This is a genomic window from Streptomyces sp. NPDC047017 (assembly GCF_040644175.1).
GTDB lineage: Bacteria > Actinomycetota > Actinomycetes > Streptomycetales > Streptomycetaceae > Streptomyces.
In genome coordinates this window covers 85,531-100,437 of sequence record NZ_JBEYVW010000015.1, presented here as the reverse complement: position 1 = coordinate 100,437, position 14,907 = coordinate 85,531, and the positions used below count along the sequence as shown (strand labels likewise).

The window sequence follows — 14,907 nt, the reverse complement described above, 5'->3', positions numbered from 1 at the left end:
CACACCTGTCGTCCCGGTCGTCGCCGTCGCCCCGGTCGTCCCGGTCGTCTTCGACTCTACGGGCGGGGTCTGACAATCGGCTCCGGCCGGGTTCCGGGCCGGGCGCGGACCGCGAGGGACTGGCCGGGTTCGGGCCGGTCCGGGCTAGGGAACGGTCTGCGAGACGACGTACACCACCGGCAGCTGCGGGTTGGCGAGGTTCACGATGACGTCCTGGCTGGGGGCCGGGTTCTTCTGGCTGTGGCTGAGGCCCCACCACTGCCCGGGTCCCTTGAACGTCCAGCCGGTGATCTCGCGGTCGCGGTCGCTGAAGGTGATGTCGCCCTTCTTGAGGTCGCCGCGGCTGGCGCCCATCGCCTCCAGGAAGGTGTCGAGGCCCGGCTGGGAGGTACGGAACTGGACGTAGAGACGGCTGGTCTTCCAGTTGTTCGTCTCGTAGGAGGCGACCCGGTCGGCGGGGTGCGGGATGGGCACCTGGTACAGGCGGCGCTGCACCCTGGCCGGGTAGGTGGGGGTGAGGCCGGTCGCCGCGTACTTGTCCTGTTTGTCCTTGCCGCTGTCCCGGCTCTGGGCGGCGGAGATGACCAGATAGCCGGCCGGGACGCCGATGAGCAGCACGATGATCAGCAGAGTCAGGGACCGGCGGCGGTTGCGGTGGCGACGGTCCTCGACCGGCCCGGGCGGCGGTTCCTGCGCGGGACCGGCCTGGTGCGGCAGCGACGTCGTCGTCACAGCGACTCCCGGGACACGCGGCGGGCCTCGGCGTACTTCTCGTAGCGGTCGTGGCGCTCCACGCGGCGGCGCTTGGCGCGCCGGAAACGGCGGGCGACCAGCCGGGCCAGGTCGGCGGCGCCGACCATGCCGGCCTCCGGGCCGAGCTGGGCGCGGACGATCCGGGCCTCGGGGCGGTAGCCGCGCCCGGTGAGGTGGCGTTTGAACGCGTCGCGCGCGGGGCCGATGAGCAGGTCGTCGGCCGCGGAGACACCGCCGCCGATGACGAAGCAGGACGGATCGAGGGCGGCGGCGAGGTTGGCGATGCCGACGCCGAGCCACTGGCCGATGTCCTGGAGCAGCTCGATGCACATGGCGTCGCCCTCGCGGGCCAGCTCGGTGATCATCGGGCCGGTGATGTCGGAGACCTGGCCCTTGACGTGCTCGATGATCCCGTAGGCGACCGGGGAGTCGGCGGCGGCCAGCTCGCGCGCCTCGCGCACCAGGGCGTTGCCGGAGCTGTACTGCTCCCAGCAGCCGCGGTTGCCGCACGGGCAGCGGTGCCCGCCGGGCACGACCTGCATATGGCCGAACTCGCCGGCCACGCCGTACTTGCCCCGCTTGACCTGGCCGTCCTCCAGGATCGCGCCGCCGATGCCGGTGCCCAGGGTGATCATGACGAGGTGGTCCTCGCCGCGGCCCGCGCCGAAGCGCCACTCGGCCCAGGCTGCGGCGTTGGCGTCGTTGTCGACCAGGACCGGCACCGACAGGCGCTCGGAGAGGCGGTCGCGCAGCGGTTCGTTGCGCCAGGACAGGTGCGGGGCGAAGAGCACGCGGTTGCGGTCGGCGTCGACCCAGCCCGCCGCGCCGATGCCGACGGCGTGCACGTCGTGCCGGTCGGAGAGGTCCAGGACCAGTTCGGCGATGGTGTCCTCGACGACCTTGGGGCTCTTGGACTTGTCCGGGGTCTCCGTGCGCAGCCTCTCCAGGATGTTGCCGTCGGCGTCGACGACGCCCGCCATCACCTTGGTGCCGCCGATGTCGATGCCGACCGTGGGCACCCGGGGCGCCGTCAGGTGGGAGCGGCGCTCCCGGGTGCCCACGGTGCGCAGGACCGTGGCGCGGCGGGAGCCGATGGGGGCGGTGAGGTCGCGGTAGGTGCTCATCGGCCCCGATTCTGCCGCACCGGCGGTAAGGGTGTCGTACGGGCCCGTGGGCGGGCCGGGGCGTCGCACGGGCCGCACGCGCGCGCGTGGCGGCCCTTCCGGTCCGGCCCAACGCCCCTCAGGGAGCGGGTTTTTCGAGTTCGTGACGGAGGTCGTCGAGTTCGCTGCCGCCCGCCATCTGCCGGGTCAGTTCGTCGAGGGTGATCTCGTCCCGTGTGTGATGGCCCACCATCGCGCCCCGCTTCAGCAGGACGAAACGGTCCCCCACGAGGTACGCGTGATGCGGATTGTGGGTGATGAGCACAACACCGAGACCCTGGTCGCGTGCCGCGGCGACATACTTCAGCACCACGCCCGACTGCTTCACGCCGAGCGCGGCCGTGGGCTCGTCCAGGACGAGGACCTTCGCGCCGAAGTGGACCGCGCGGGCGATGGCCACGCACTGGCGTTCGCCGCCCGAAAGGGTGCCGATGGGCTGGTCGACGTCCCGGAGGTCGATGCCCATGCGCAGCAGTTCCTCGTGCGTGGTGCGCCGCATGAGGTCGACGTCCATGCGCTTGAAGGGGCCGGCGCCCTTGCGGGGCTCGGAGCCGAGGAAGAAGTTGCGCCACACCGGCATCAGGCCGACCACGGCCAGGTCCTGGTAGACGGTCGCGATGCCCCGGTCCAGGGCCTCGCGCGGGGAGGACAGGGTGGTCTCCTCCCCCTCGATGCGCAGCACGCCGCCGTCGTGCCGGTGCAGTCCGGCGATCATCTTGATCAGTGTGGACTTGCCGGCGCCGTTGTCGCCGAGGACGCAGGTGATCTCCCCGGCGTGCACTTCCAGGGAGACGCCTTCGAGGGCGCGGACGGTGCCGTAGTGCTTGCTGACGTCCGCGAGTTCCACGAGGGGCGTACGCGGTTCGGACTGCGTCATGCGGTGGCCTCCGCCCGCTTGCGGACCCAGGCGTTGAGCAGGGTCGCCAGGAGCAGCATCGCTCCGAGGAAGAACTTGAACCAGTCGGGGTTCCACTCGGCGAAGACGATGCCCTTGCTGGTCATGCCGAACAGGAACGCGCCGACCGCCGAGCCGATGGCGCTGCCGTAGCCGCCGGTGATCAGGCAGCCGCCGATGACGGCGGCGATGATGTAGATCAGCTCGTTGCCGACGCCCTCGCCGGACTGCACCGCGTCGAAGGAGAACAGCAGGTGCTGGCCGGAGATCCAGGCGCCGAAGGCCACGCCCATGTAGAGGCCGATCTTGGTCCTGGTGACCGGGACGCCCACCGCGCGGGCGGCGTCCTGGTTGCCGCCGACCGCGAAGATCCAGTTGCCGGTGCGGGTGCGCAGCAGGATCCAGGAGGCGACGGCGACCAGGGCGAGCCACCACAGGATGGTGATCTTGAAGTCGACACCGCCGACGGTGAAGGTGGAGGCGAAGACGGCGTGGGCGGCGGGGAAGCCCTCCATGTCGGCGATGGTCTTGGTGGAGACCGTGCCGTCGATCAGCTTGGTGAAGCCGAGGTTCATGCCGGTCAGCATCAGGAAGGTGCCCAGCGTGATGATGAAGCTGGGCAGCTTGGTGCGGGTGAGCATGAAGCCGTTGAACGCGCCGATCGCGAGGGTGACCAGCAGCGAGACGCCGACGCCGACCCACACGTCGGCGGTCAGCTGGTAGCTGAACATCGACGAGATCAGCGCGGAGGAGGTGACCATCACGCCCGCGGACAGGTCGAACTCGCCGCCGATCATCAGCAGCGCGACCGGGACGGCCATGATGCCGATCGTCGAGGACGCGTACAGGACGGTGCTGAGGCTGGCGGCGCGCAGGAAGCCGTCGGCGACGGCGGCGAAGAAGACGAAGACGGCGATCGCGCCGACGACCGAGCCCAGCTCGGGCCGGGCGAGCAGCTTGCGCAGCGGGGAGGTCCCCAGCAGCCGTTCGTCGGCGCCGGGCGCGGCCTTGCTCGTGGTGGTGCTCATCGGGTGCCCCGCTCCGCGTACTCCTGCAGCGCGGCGGCCTGGTCCTTGGTGACGATCTGCGGGCCGGTGAGCACCGGCCGGCCGCCGCCGAGGACGTCGCCGTTGTACTTGTACAGCCACAGCAGGTCGACGGCCTGGTAGCCCTGGAGGTAGGGCTGCTGGTCGACGGCGAAGCCGAGGGTGCCGTCCTTCAGCTCGCCGGCGACCTTGGCGTTGAGGTCGAAGGTGTCGATCTCGGCCTTGCTGCCCGCGTCGGCCTTGGCCTTCACGGCGGTGTCCGCGTAGGGCGCGCCGAGCGTGACGACCGCGTCGACGTCCTTGTCGGCCTGGAGCTTGGCGCCGATCGCGGACTGGACGTCGGGCATGTTGGTGCCGTTGACGTAGAGGTTCTCCACCTTGCCGGTGAAGGTCTTGGCCACGCCGGCGCAGCGCTGCTCGTGGCCGACGTTGCCCTGCTCGTGCAGGACGCACAGGGCCTTCTTGCGGCCGCGCTTGCTCAGCTCCTCGCCCACCGCCTCACCGGCTACCGTCTCGTCCTGGCCTACGTGGGTGAGCGCGCCGAACGCCTTGGACTCGGCGGAGCCGGAGTTCACCGTGATCACCGGGATGCCGGCCTTCTCGGCGCGGGCGACGGCGGCCTTCATCGCGTCGGGCTTGGCGAGCGTGACGATGATGCCGTCGACCTTCTTGTCGACCGCCGCGTCCACGAGCTGCGCCTGCTGCTGGGCCTCGTCGTCGTGCGAGTACAGGAAGTTGATGTTGTCCTTGACGGCGGCCTGCTTGGCGCCGCTCTGCACGATGTCCCAGAAGGTGTCGCCGTCACCCGAGTGGGTGATCATGGCGAAGGTCCAGCGGGGGGTGTTCACCGCCGCCCGGCCCTGGGCCGCCGCGGCCTTGCGGGCGTCCTCCGCCCGTTTGCCGCCGGTGCTGCTGCATCCCGCGAGGGACAGCGACAGTGCCCCTGCCAGCGCGATGCCTACCCAGGTTGGAAACCGTGCCACGAGGCTGAGCCCTTCTCGCCGTGTTCGAACGTACGTACGGGGCCGACGACCATCGCATCAGCCCCGAACATCGCATTATCGGACACCGGTGCGGATGGGTGCACCGCCGGGGAGCGGTCGGCCGCCGTTTTGTCCGGACATGGTGCGGGATCGCCCGGTCGAGGCGCGGCGGGTACGGGGCACCGGAAGGCGTGATGATACGCCCGCCCGCGGCCGGGAGGCAGTCCCGGGAGCGCGGGGAGACAGTGCCGGAAGCGCGGGGAGGCAGTCCCGGAAGCGCGGGGAGGCAGTCCCGGGACCTACGAGCGACGGTACGAGCGACCGCCGGGCCGCCGGGCCGTACGAGCGATCTAACGACCGCGTGAGCGATCTCAGGACCGTACGAGCAGCTGGAACTCGAAGGAGTAGCAGGACGGCCGGTAGGCGTGGGCGCCGAACTCGACCGTACGGCCGGTGTCGTCGAAGGTGGTGCGTTCCATGGTGAGCAGCGGGGCGCCCTCCTGCTCCCCCAGCCGCTCGGCCTCGGCCGCGGCGGCGGCCCGGGCGCCGATGGTCTGGCGGGCGCTGTGCAGGGTGATCCCGGCGGCGCGCAGCAGCCGGTACAGGCCGGTGGCCTCAAGGCGCGCGGTGTCCAGGTCGAGCAGGCCGGGGGGCAGGTGGTTGATCAGGTACGCCAGCGGCTCGTCGGCGGCGAGCCGCAGCCGTTCGACGCGGTGCACCTCGCTGCCCTCGGCCACGCCCAGCGCCCCGGCGATCTCGGCGGACGCTGTGACGACCGTGTTGACCAGTACTTTCGTCGTCGGCCGCTGTCCGGCCGCCGCCAGGTCGTCGTAGAGGCTGCTCAGCTCCAGCGGGCGCTTGACCCTGCTGTGCACGACCTGGGTGCCGACCCCGCGGCGGCGCACCAGCAGGCCCTTGTCGACGAGCGTCTGGATGGCCTGGCGGACGGTGGGCCGGGACAGGCCGAGGCGTGCGGCGAGTTCGATCTCGTTGCCCAGCAGGCTGCCGGGCGGGAGCGCGCCCTGCTCGATCCCCGCTTCGAGCTGCTGCGCCAGCTGGTAGTACAGCGGCACCGGGGAACTCCGGTCCACCCGGAGCGCGAGGGACGCGGTGGGGTCCAGAACTGGTTTGGGCACGGCCCGAGCGTAGCCCTGGGGCCGGTTGACGGGAAGTCGTATCGTCACGTTGTCCGGACATATGCATTGACAGTGCCGGGGGTGCGCCCTCACCTTGTTCCCATGCGCATCGGGGTCATCGGTACGGGCCGGATCGGCACCGTTCACGCGAACACGCTCAGCCGTCATCGCGAGGTCGGCTCGCTGATCCTCACGGACGTCGATCCGGCGCGGGCGCAGGGGCTGGCCCACCGGCTGGGCGAGACGGCGGCGCCCGGGGTGGACGAGATCTTCACCTGGGGCGTGGACGCGGTGGTGATCGCGACGGCGACCGCGGCACACGCCGAGCTGATCGGCCGGGCGGCGCGCTCCGGGCTCCCGGTGTTCTGCGAGAAGCCGGTCGCGCTGGACCTGCCGGGCACCCTGCACGCGCTCGCCGAGGTGGCGGCGGCCGGGACCGTGCTGCAGATGGGCTTCCAGCGCCGTTTCGACAGGGGGTACGCGGGGGCGCGGGATGCGGTCCGCTCCGGGCGGCTGGGCCGGCTGCACACCGTGCGCGCGCTCACCTCGGACCCGGCCCCGCCGCCGGCGGACTGGCTGGCGCTGTCCGGCGGGCTGTTCCGGGACACGCTGATCCACGACTTCGACATGGTGCGGTGGGTGACCGGGCGCGAGATCGTCGACGTGTACGCGTCCGGGTCCGACGGCGGGCCCGGGGTGTTCCGCGACGCGGGCGACGTCGGCACCGGCGCGGCCGTGCTCACGCTCGACGACGGCACCCTGGTCACGGCGACGGGGACCCGGCTCAACGGCGCCGGTTACGACGTCCGCATGGAGCTGGCCGGGGAGCGGGACCAGATCGTGGTGGGCCTGGACGACCGTACGCCGATCGCGTCCACCGAGCCGACCGGTCCGCCGGCCGCGGACCAGCCCTGGACCGGGTTCCTCGACCGCTTCGGCCCGGCGTACGAGGCCGAGCTGACCGCCTTCGTCGAGGTCGTCCGCGGGGAGCGGCCCAATCCGTGCGACGGGTACGAGGGGTTGCAGGCGCTGCGGGTCGCCGAGGCCTGCGAGCTGTCCCGCCGCGAGCACCGCCCGGTGGCCCTGCCGGAGATCCCGGACGGCACGCGCTCCGCGCTCGGGTGACCGGCCCGGGGGTCAGCGGCTGCTGACCGGCCCAGGGTCCAGCGGCTGATGGCTGCCAGGGGCACCCGAAGGCTCCGAGCGTGCTACCAGCGCACCGGGAGGGTGCGGGTGCCCCGGATCAGCATGCCCGGCAGCCACTCCCCGGACGGGCCGTCGAGGGCGAGGGCGGGGGCCCGGTGCAGGAGGGAGCGCAGGGCGACGCGGGCCTCCAGGCGGGCCAGGGGCGCGCCGAGACAGAAGTGGATGCCGTGGCCGAAGGCGAGGTGGCCGCGGGTGTCGCGGCGGACGTCGAAGCGGTCCGGGGACGGATAGCGGCCGCCGTCCCGGCCGGCGGCGGCGATCCCGACCAGCACCGGCTCGCCCGGGGCGATGGCGGTGCCCGCGATCTCCAGGGGCTCGGCCGCGTACCGGAAGGTGGCGCTCTCCACCGGGCCCTCGTAGCGCAGCGTCTCCTCGACGGCGCCGTCGAGGAGGCCGGGGTCGGCCAGCACCGCGGCGAGCTGGGCGGGGTGGGCGAGCAGGGCGCGCACCGTGTTGGCGATGAGGTTGACCGTGGTCTCGTGGCCCGCGATCAGCAGCAGGAAGGCCATGCCGCGCAGCTCGCCCGGCGAGAGGCGGTCGCCGTCCTCGGCGGTGGTGCGGATCAGGGCGCCGAGCAGGTCGTCGGCCGGACCGGCGGACCGCTTGTCCTCGATCAGGCCGGTGAGATACGCGCCGAGCCGGTCCACGGCCTCGATGGCCGCCTCCTCGCTGGTGGGCGCGACGACCTCGTTGGACATCTCCCGGAACGCGCCCCGGTCGATCTCGGGCACCCCGAGCAGCTCGCAGATGACCGTGAGGGGCAGCGGGAAGGCGAACTCCTCCACCAGATCGGCCCGGCCGTGCGGCAGCATCGCGTCCAGCAGCTCGTCGGTGATCGCCTGGACCCGGGGCCGCAGCGCCTCGACGCGGCGGGCGGTGAAGGCGCGGGTGACCAGCGAGCGCAGCCGGGTGTGCTGCGGCGGGTCGGTGATCAGCAGGTGCTTGCCGATCGCGTCCTCCACCGGGATCGCGTCCATCGCGGTGGTGACGTCCTTGGCGAGCCGGGGGTCGGCGAGGGCCGCGCGGGCCTCCTCGTACCCGACGACCAGCCAGGTCTCGTACGCCTCGGGCGGCGGCAGCCGCACCCGGTGGACCGGGCCGAGGGCGCGCAGTTCGGCGTAGACGGGGTGCGGGTCGGCGCGGAACGCGGCGCCGTACTCCGCGAGGTCGATCACGTCCGCCATCACCACTCCCGTCGTCCGGGGCCCCGTCGGCTCCCTGACCGGACAACGCGCGACCCCGGCCCGAAGTGCCCGCCGACACGATCTTCTTCACCTTCTCTACCGCTCTACCGCTCCACCGCTCCACGGCTCTACCGCTCTACCGCTCTACCGCTCTACGACGCGTCCTCGTCGAGGAGTCCGGCGTCGTGGGCGAGCAGGGCGATCTGCACGCGGTTGGTGAGGGAGAGCTTGGCCAGGACGCGGGAGACGTGGGTCTTGACGGTGGCCACGCTCATGTACAGCTCGGCGGCGATCTGCGCGTTGGCCAGCCCCCGGCCGACGCGGACGGCCACCTCGCGCTCGCGGTCGTTGAGGGCGGCCAGGCGCTCACGCGCGCGGGAGCGCCGGTCGTCGGCGGCGGTACCGGCCGCGTGCCGCATCAGCTGGCGGGTGACGGTGGGCGAGAGCACGGGGTCGCCGGCCGCCACCCGGCGCACCGCCTCGACGATCCGGTCCGGCGGGGTGTCCTTGAGGAGGAACCCGGCGGCGCCGGCCCGCAGCGCGCGCAGCACCTGCTCGTCGGCGTGGAAGGTGGTCAGGACCATGACCTGCGGCGCGTCGGGGCGGGCGAGCAGCCGTTCCGTCGCCGTGAGGCCGTCCACGCCCGGCATCCGTACGTCCATGAGGACGACGTCCGGACGGGTCCGGTCGGTCAGCTCCCCGACCTCGCCGCCGTCGGCCGCCTCACCGACGATCTCGATGTCGGCGGCACCGCCCAGCATGAAGGACAGCCCGGCCCTCACCAGGGGGTCGTCGTCGACGAGGAGCACTCGGATCACGGTCATGGGCCCAGCCAACCAAACGGCCGCCGCCCCGGCCATACCGGCTCCCCGCCGGCGACGGGACCCGCCGAGGTCCCCGAGGGCGCGTACGCGCCGCCTGCGTGGGAAGACAGGCGTGCATGCGTGCCGCGTACGTCGAAGAGCTGGGCCCGTGCGAGCTGATCCACTGGGGCGAGCTGCCCGCTCCGGTGCCGGGGCCCGGGGAGGTGCTGGTGGACGTGCTGGCGACCACGGTCGACCCGGTGGACACGTTCGTGCGCTCCGGGCTGTTCCGTACGCCGCTGCCGTTCCCGTTCGTGGTGGGGCGCGATCTGGTGGGCACGGTGGCGGCGGACGGGGCGGGGTTCGCCGCGGGCGAGAGGGTGTGGTGCGACAGCCTCGGCCACGACGGACGGCAGGGGGCCGCGGCCGAGCAGGCGGCGGTGCCGGCCGACCGCCTCTACCGGCTGCCGCCGGGCGTGCGCCCCGAGGAGGCGGTGGCCGTGTTCCACCCCGCCGCCACCGCCTTCCTGGCCCTGTTCACCCACGGCGGGCTGCGCGCCGGGGAGACGGTCCTGGTGGGTGGCGCGGGCGGCAACGTGGGCGGCGCGCTGGTGGAGCTGGCGGCGGCCGCGGGGGCTCGCGTGCTCGCGACGGCCGCGCCCCGTGACCACGCCCGCGTACGCTCCCTGGGCGCGGCGGATGTCGTGGACTACCGAGCGGAGGATCTCGCCGTGCGGCTGGCGGCGCTCGCCCCGGACGGGGTCGACGTGCACGTGGACACCTCCGGGCACAACGAGCTGCGCACCGCCGTCGCCCTGCTCGCCCTCCGCGGCCGGATCGTCCTGCTGGCCGGGGCCCGGGACGAGCCGGTCACGGCCCTGCCGACCGGGCCGCTGTACATGAAGGACGGTTCCGTGCGCGGTTTCGTCATCTCGCACGCCACGGCCGGGGAACTGGCCGAGGCGGCGGCAGCGGTCAACGAACGGCTGGCGGCGGGCGGCCTGCGCCCGCGCGCGATCGAGTACCAGCCCCTCAGCGCGACGGCGGACGTGCACCGGCGGATGGAGCGGGGGGAGCTGCGTGGGCGGCGGGTCGTGTTGCGGCCTTGAGGGTCCGGCAGCATGGCAGTACGGCAGCCGGTGGCCCAGCAGTCGGACGGGTCTGGGTCGCCAGGCACCCTGGGCAGCCAGGCGTCCCGGGCAGCCGGGCGTCCCGGGCCTCCCGTGTCTCCCGTGTCTCCCGGGCCTCCCGTGTCACCCACGCCGCAGCGCGCCCAGGCGCCTCACCCCCACGGCAGCCGGGCCCGTACCTCGAAGCCGCCGTTCGGGGTCGGGCCGTGGTGCAGGGTGCCGCCGGCCAGGGTGGCTCGTTCGGTGAGGCCGATCAGGCCCTGGCCGGAGCCCGGGACGTGCGGGACCTCGCCGTCCGGGGGCGGATTGCGTACATGGACGGCGAGGCCCTGGCCCGGGGCGCCGGTGAGGGTCACCGTGACCTCCGTGCCGGGGGCGTGCTTGCGGGCGTTGGTCAGGGCCTCCTGGGCGATGCGGTACGCGGTGCGGCCGACCGAGGCGGGTGCCGCCTCCGGCTCGCGGACCCGGTCGACCAGGACGACCTTCATGCCGGCCTCGCGGGACTCGGCGACCAGCGCGTCCAGCGCGGCCAGGGTCGGCTGGGGGCGCCCGCCGTCGTCGGCGTCGCCCGCGCGCAGGACGCCGATGATCTCCCGCAGGTCCTGCAACGCCTCGTGCGCGCTCTCCCGGATGATCCCCGCGGCCCGCCCGATCTCCGTGCGGGGCGCGTCGGGCCGGAACTCCAGTGCGCCGGCGTGCACGCTCAGCAGCGTGAGCCGGTGCGCGAGGACGTCGTGCATCTCCCGGGCGATGGCCTCGCGGGCGAGCCGCTGCGCCTGCTCGGCGCGCAGCCGCGCCTCGGTCTCGGCGCGCCGCGCCCGGTCCCGCAGGCTCACCATGAGCTGCCGCTTGGACCGTACGAACATGCCCCAGCCGATGACCGTGAGCGTCAGCACGGCGGTGAAGGCGATGACGCCCGCGAAGGGCAGGTCGGGGTCCGGGCGCAGCCAGTAGAAGACCGGGACGAGGGCGAGCTGGGCACCGCCGACCCAGGCGACGTACCGGAAGGGCCGGTGCACCGCGAGGGTGAAGAGGGCGACGAGGCCGACCCCGCCCGAGGTGTTGGAGACGAGGCCGACCGGGATCATCGCGACGGCCAGGGCGACGGGATGGCGGCGGCGCAGCCACAGGGCGCCGCAGGCGAGCGCGCCGACCGCCTGGTCGGCCACGGCGAGGGGGTGCGGCAGGCCCGGCTCCTGGCCCAGGGATTCGGCCGCGGCCAGTCCGAGACCGGCGGCCAGCAGGAAGCAGGAGAAGTCGACGACCCAGTCGCGCGCGGTGCGCCGGGAGCGGCCGGAGCGCGCGGCGTCGGGGGCCGGGTCGAGCACGTCGGCCACCGCCGACGGCAGCCACCACCGCCGTCCGGTCGCCGCCCGCGGTCCCTGCATCAGTCCGTCACCTGTCACAGTCGACAAATCTACGCAACGGCGGAGCCTGCTCCCCACCGGCGGAGCACTCCCGCGACCAAGGTCGCCGGGGCGTCGACTTAAGTCGCGCCACCTGACGCGGACTGTGGACTTCCGCCGGTCACGGCGCGCCTCGCGTCGACACCACGATCTGATCACTGTCGAGCGCCCGCGATGGCCGGTGCACGAGGCCACTCGGACCGGAATAAAGCAACTTCGACATGGCCCGCAGAGGCAGCTACCTTCACCTGGCCCTCGGCGATCGCCCACGGTCGTACGGGAGTTCCCGCAGGCTGAGCCACCCGCCATGGGTGAGTTCGGCATGTCCGCGAATCCCCGCCCCCGTGCGTGAGCCGCCGAAACGGGTCCACACCAGGCACCCCCGACCAGGGAGAGACGCATGCCCCGTCTTGCGCTGTACACATTCGGCGTCCTGAAATCACCTCTCGCCGATCCCGCACCCCTCACGGACGAGTTCTACGACATCGGTGAGACCGTCTACCGGGAGATCGGCCGGCACCCCGGGTACCTCGCGCGTGCCGAAGCGGCAGACGGCGACCGGGGCACGCTCTTCGAGGCGGACTGGGGTGCTTGGGGAGAGTTCGCCGTACCGGTCTGGTACGGCAAGGGCCGTACGCGGGAGACCACCGCCCTGGCCACGTCCCTCTCCCTCTGGACCGGCCTGCGCCCCGCCTTCGACGCCGTCTACACCGGTCCGCACCGTGCGGCGCTGAACCGGCGTTACGACTGGTTCGAGAGGACAGGACACCCGAATCACGTGTTCTGGTGGGTCTCCGACGGCGCGATACCCCTCTGGCAGGACGGGGTTTCCAGGCTGGAACACGTCCACGAGCACGGTTCCGCGCCGCACGCCTTCACCTTCCCCCACTCGTTCGCCCCGGACGGAACTCCGATCAGAGGCAAGGGCATCGGCGGGGCACCGGAAGAGGCGTGAATGCCCGGGAGTGCCCGGGAGTGCTGGGGCGCCTCGGTCCCGGTATCGGGGAGCGGGGCCACCGGAGTCGCACGAACGTAGACCTTCGTCTGCCTGTCGGGCGTGAACAGCAGACTCTCGACGGTCACCGCGCACCCCGCGGCCGATGCGCGCGAGCGGCGTTCCGGGTGAGGCTCGGGGACATGAAGAAGGTGCTGGAGGTCGTCGGGTTCCTCGCTCTGCTGCAGGGCGTGCTGGGTTTCGTGCAGCAGTTCACGCACTGGCACGTGGGGGTGGTGCGGCTCCTGCCGGTCCTGCACGGCTACGAGGTGTTCACGAGTTTCGCCCTGATCGTGCTGGCCTGCGCCCTGTTCGCCGTCGCCGACAGCGGCCGCAAGCTGTGATCCCGGCGCCGGGCGGCCGGTGGGGGCCGCCCGGTCGCCCGGCCGCCCGGTTCAGCAGCCGAAGTCGATCAGGTCGAACGTCTCGTAGTGATCCCCGGTGTAGTAGTCCTCCTGGCTCTGCTCGCCGGTGACGACGCGCCGGGCGCCGCGGGTGGGGGAACCGGGCGTGATCACGGTGTACTCGTGGTAATAGCCGGCCGACTGGCTGGGCAGCACGCCCTCGCGGTTCTGGAAGACGACGCCGTCCTGGTCGTAGGGGAAGGGGCCGCCCTGGTCGATCAGGTCGAGCGTGTCGTGCGCCTGGGAGGGCAGGGCGGCGTAGCAGACGCTGCCGACCGAGGCGGGGGCGGCGGCGGCCTGGCCGGCGGAGACGGTGCCGCCCACCAGGAGGGCGGCCAGGAGGGCGCCGGCGGCGCCGATGCGGGACATGCGCGGGGGGAAGGTCATGGGCTCATGATGACGCGCGTAGACAGTGGCATGTCAATGTCAAAGCCGTGGAGTTCCCTGGCAAGTCCGGTGAATTCATCGGGGGTTGACCTGCGGGGACGGGTGTTCGCCCGACGTTCATACGGCAGCGCCGCGGGCGGACCGGCAGGGCCGGGCGGGGCCGGCGGGGACGGGCGGGCGGTCCCCTGCCGGGGGCCGGTGTGCTCGCTCGCCGTGTCATCCGGCGTGCGTCGAGAGCAGTCCCCCGGTCGGTCCCTGCTTGTCGCCGCCCTGGGCCTTGCGCAGGGCGTTGGCCAGGCCCTCGATGGTGAGGGACTGGAGGATGACCCGGCCGCTGCCCTCCAGGGTGGCCAGGGACAGGCCCTCGCCGCCGAAGACGGCGTTCATCAGGCCCTGGCGGTTCAGGCCGCCGACGCGCTGGACGCCGTAGCGGATGCCCTCCTCGAAGGCGACGACGCAGCCGGTGTCGACCTCGATACGGCCGCCGAAGTCCGCCGGGTCGAGGTCGATGAAGTTGCCGGCGCCCGCGATGATCACCGTGCCGTGCCCGGTGAACTTCTCCAGGACGAAGCCCTCGCCGCCGGCCATGCCGGTGCGCCCGCCGGTGAAGGCGATGCCGAAGTCGACGGTGGACTCGGCGGCGACGAAGGCGTCCTTCTCCGCGAACCACGCGCGCGTGCCGTCCAGCTCCAGCGCGCGCATCTCGCCGGGCAGCACGCCCGCGAAGCCGACCGTGCCCTCGCCGCCCTGCGCCGTGAAGTACTCGGCGCGGCGACGGCGCCCTCGCGCGCCAGGGCGCCGATGTGGCGCTCACCTATGTGAACGCGAAGGAGGCGGCCGAGGACGTCGTACGGGCGGTGCAGCGGCTCGGGCGGCGGGCGGTGGTGCTGCGCGCGGACGCGGCCGACGCGCGGGAGCCGGCCGAGGCCGTCGACCGTGCGGCCCCAGGAGCTGGGGGCGCTCGATGTGCTGGTGGACAACGCCGGGGTAGGGCTGCTCGGCCCGCTGGAGAGCCTGTCCCCCGCCGACCTGGAACGGGTCCTCGCGGTGAACGTGCGGGCCGTCTTCCTGGCCTGCCGGCAGGCCGCCGCGCTGATGGGGCGGGGCGGCCGGATCATCACCGTCGGCTCCCTGCATGACCCAGCGCGTCCCGGGCCGCGCGGGATCACGGCGAACATCGTCCACCCCGGTCCCGTGGACACCGGCATGAACCCGGCCGACGGACCGTACACCGCCGGTCAGGCCGCGATGACGGCACTGGGCCGCTTCGGCACCGCCGACGAGGTGGCGTCCATGGTCGCCTGTCTCGCGGGCGCCGAAGCGTCCTATGTCACCGGGGCCGAGTCCGCGGTGGACGGCGGGCACGCAGCGTGAGGGCGAAGACGCCGCGAGCGGGGTGAGGCGACGCGGGGCGCAC

General features: G+C 73.1%; 14 protein-coding genes and 2 pseudogenes. 5 read left to right on the top strand and 11 right to left on the bottom strand.

Annotation, left to right across the window (positions count from 1 at the left end; genetic code table 11):
* Positions 1-144: 144 nt before the first annotated feature.
* The 6 genes from ABZ858_RS24595 to ABZ858_RS24570 form a co-directional block, all read right to left on the bottom strand.
* Complete coding sequence (locus ABZ858_RS24595; protein WP_361382437.1) at positions 145-732, bottom strand: sugar kinase; 588 nt, start codon at positions 730-732, stop codon at positions 145-147.
* On the bottom strand, positions 729-1,877 hold the full coding sequence (locus tag ABZ858_RS24590) for an ROK family glucokinase (protein WP_361382434.1): 1,149 nt from the start codon (positions 1,875-1,877) through the stop codon (positions 729-731). The genes ABZ858_RS24595 and ABZ858_RS24590 overlap by 4 nt, the downstream gene beginning before the upstream one ends.
* A gap of 118 nt (positions 1,878-1,995) precedes the next feature.
* Entirely contained in the window at positions 1,996-2,793 is a 798-nt protein-coding gene (locus ABZ858_RS24585; protein ID WP_361382431.1) for an ATP-binding cassette domain-containing protein, read from the bottom strand.
* The gene (locus tag ABZ858_RS24580; protein WP_361382428.1) at positions 2,790-3,839 is read right to left on the bottom strand and encodes an ABC transporter permease; all 1,050 of its coding nucleotides are present in this window, start codon (positions 3,837-3,839) and stop codon (positions 2,790-2,792) included. Before ABZ858_RS24580 ends, ABZ858_RS24585 begins: the two co-directional genes overlap by 4 nt.
* Positions 3,836-4,840 (bottom strand): sugar ABC transporter substrate-binding protein, encoded by a 1,005-nt coding sequence (locus ABZ858_RS24575; protein WP_361382425.1) that lies wholly within the window; start codon positions 4,838-4,840, stop codon positions 3,836-3,838. Before ABZ858_RS24575 ends, ABZ858_RS24580 begins: the two co-directional genes overlap by 4 nt.
* Before the next feature lie 371 nt (positions 4,841-5,211).
* Entirely contained in the window at positions 5,212-5,961 is a 750-nt protein-coding gene (locus ABZ858_RS24570) for a GntR family transcriptional regulator (protein WP_361382811.1), read from the bottom strand.
* A gap of 117 nt (positions 5,962-6,078) precedes the next feature.
* Between ABZ858_RS24570 and ABZ858_RS24565 the strand changes: the two genes are divergently transcribed.
* Complete coding sequence (locus ABZ858_RS24565) at positions 6,079-7,101, top strand: Gfo/Idh/MocA family oxidoreductase (protein ID WP_361382422.1); 1,023 nt, start codon at positions 6,079-6,081, stop codon at positions 7,099-7,101.
* Between the two features lie 83 nt (positions 7,102-7,184).
* Here the strand turns inward: ABZ858_RS24565 and ABZ858_RS24560 are convergent, their stop codons facing one another.
* Together ABZ858_RS24560 and ABZ858_RS24555 are read right to left on the bottom strand one after the other, a co-directional pair.
* Positions 7,185-8,366 carry a cytochrome P450 gene (locus tag ABZ858_RS24560; RefSeq protein ID WP_361382418.1) on the bottom strand — a complete coding sequence of 394 codons (1,182 nt, stop codon included), beginning with the start codon at positions 8,364-8,366 and terminating at the stop codon, positions 7,185-7,187.
* Between the two features lie 152 nt (positions 8,367-8,518).
* Entirely contained in the window at positions 8,519-9,190 is a 672-nt protein-coding gene (locus tag ABZ858_RS24555) for a response regulator transcription factor (RefSeq protein WP_361382415.1), read from the bottom strand.
* A 116-nt stretch (positions 9,191-9,306) separates the two neighbouring features.
* Between ABZ858_RS24555 and ABZ858_RS24550 the strand changes: the two genes are divergently transcribed.
* Complete coding sequence (locus ABZ858_RS24550; protein ID WP_361382413.1) at positions 9,307-10,278, top strand: zinc-binding dehydrogenase; 972 nt, start codon at positions 9,307-9,309, stop codon at positions 10,276-10,278.
* 173 nt (positions 10,279-10,451) lie between these two features.
* Here ABZ858_RS24550 and ABZ858_RS24545 read toward each other — a convergent pair whose 3' ends face one another.
* Entirely contained in the window at positions 10,452-11,687 is a 1,236-nt protein-coding gene (locus tag ABZ858_RS24545; protein ID WP_361382411.1) for a histidine kinase, read from the bottom strand.
* Between the two features lie 418 nt (positions 11,688-12,105).
* Between ABZ858_RS24545 and ABZ858_RS24540 the strand changes: the two genes are divergently transcribed.
* Together ABZ858_RS24540 and ABZ858_RS24535 are read left to right on the top strand one after the other, a co-directional pair.
* Positions 12,106-12,660: a DUF3291 domain-containing protein gene (locus ABZ858_RS24540; protein WP_361382408.1), complete on the top strand. Its 555-nt coding sequence runs from the start codon at positions 12,106-12,108 to the stop codon at positions 12,658-12,660.
* Positions 12,661-12,842: 182 nt separating this feature from the next.
* Complete coding sequence (locus tag ABZ858_RS24535) at positions 12,843-13,043, top strand: hypothetical protein (protein ID WP_361382406.1); 201 nt, start codon at positions 12,843-12,845, stop codon at positions 13,041-13,043.
* A 51-nt stretch (positions 13,044-13,094) separates the two neighbouring features.
* On the opposite strand, the gene ABZ858_RS24530 is transcribed toward ABZ858_RS24535, so the two are convergent.
* Complete coding sequence (locus tag ABZ858_RS24530) at positions 13,095-13,490, bottom strand: ribonuclease domain-containing protein (protein WP_361382403.1); 396 nt, start codon at positions 13,488-13,490, stop codon at positions 13,095-13,097.
* A gap of 216 nt (positions 13,491-13,706) precedes the next feature.
* Positions 13,707-14,255, bottom strand: a pseudogene (locus ABZ858_RS24525) (AIM24 family protein); the annotation flags it as partial.
* Between ABZ858_RS24525 and ABZ858_RS24520 the strand changes: the two are divergent.
* A pseudogene (locus tag ABZ858_RS24520) lies at positions 14,238-14,864 on the top strand (SDR family oxidoreductase). The pseudogenes ABZ858_RS24525 and ABZ858_RS24520 sit on opposite strands and share 18 nt — an antisense overlap.
* The last annotated feature ends 43 nt before the right edge of the window (positions 14,865-14,907 follow it).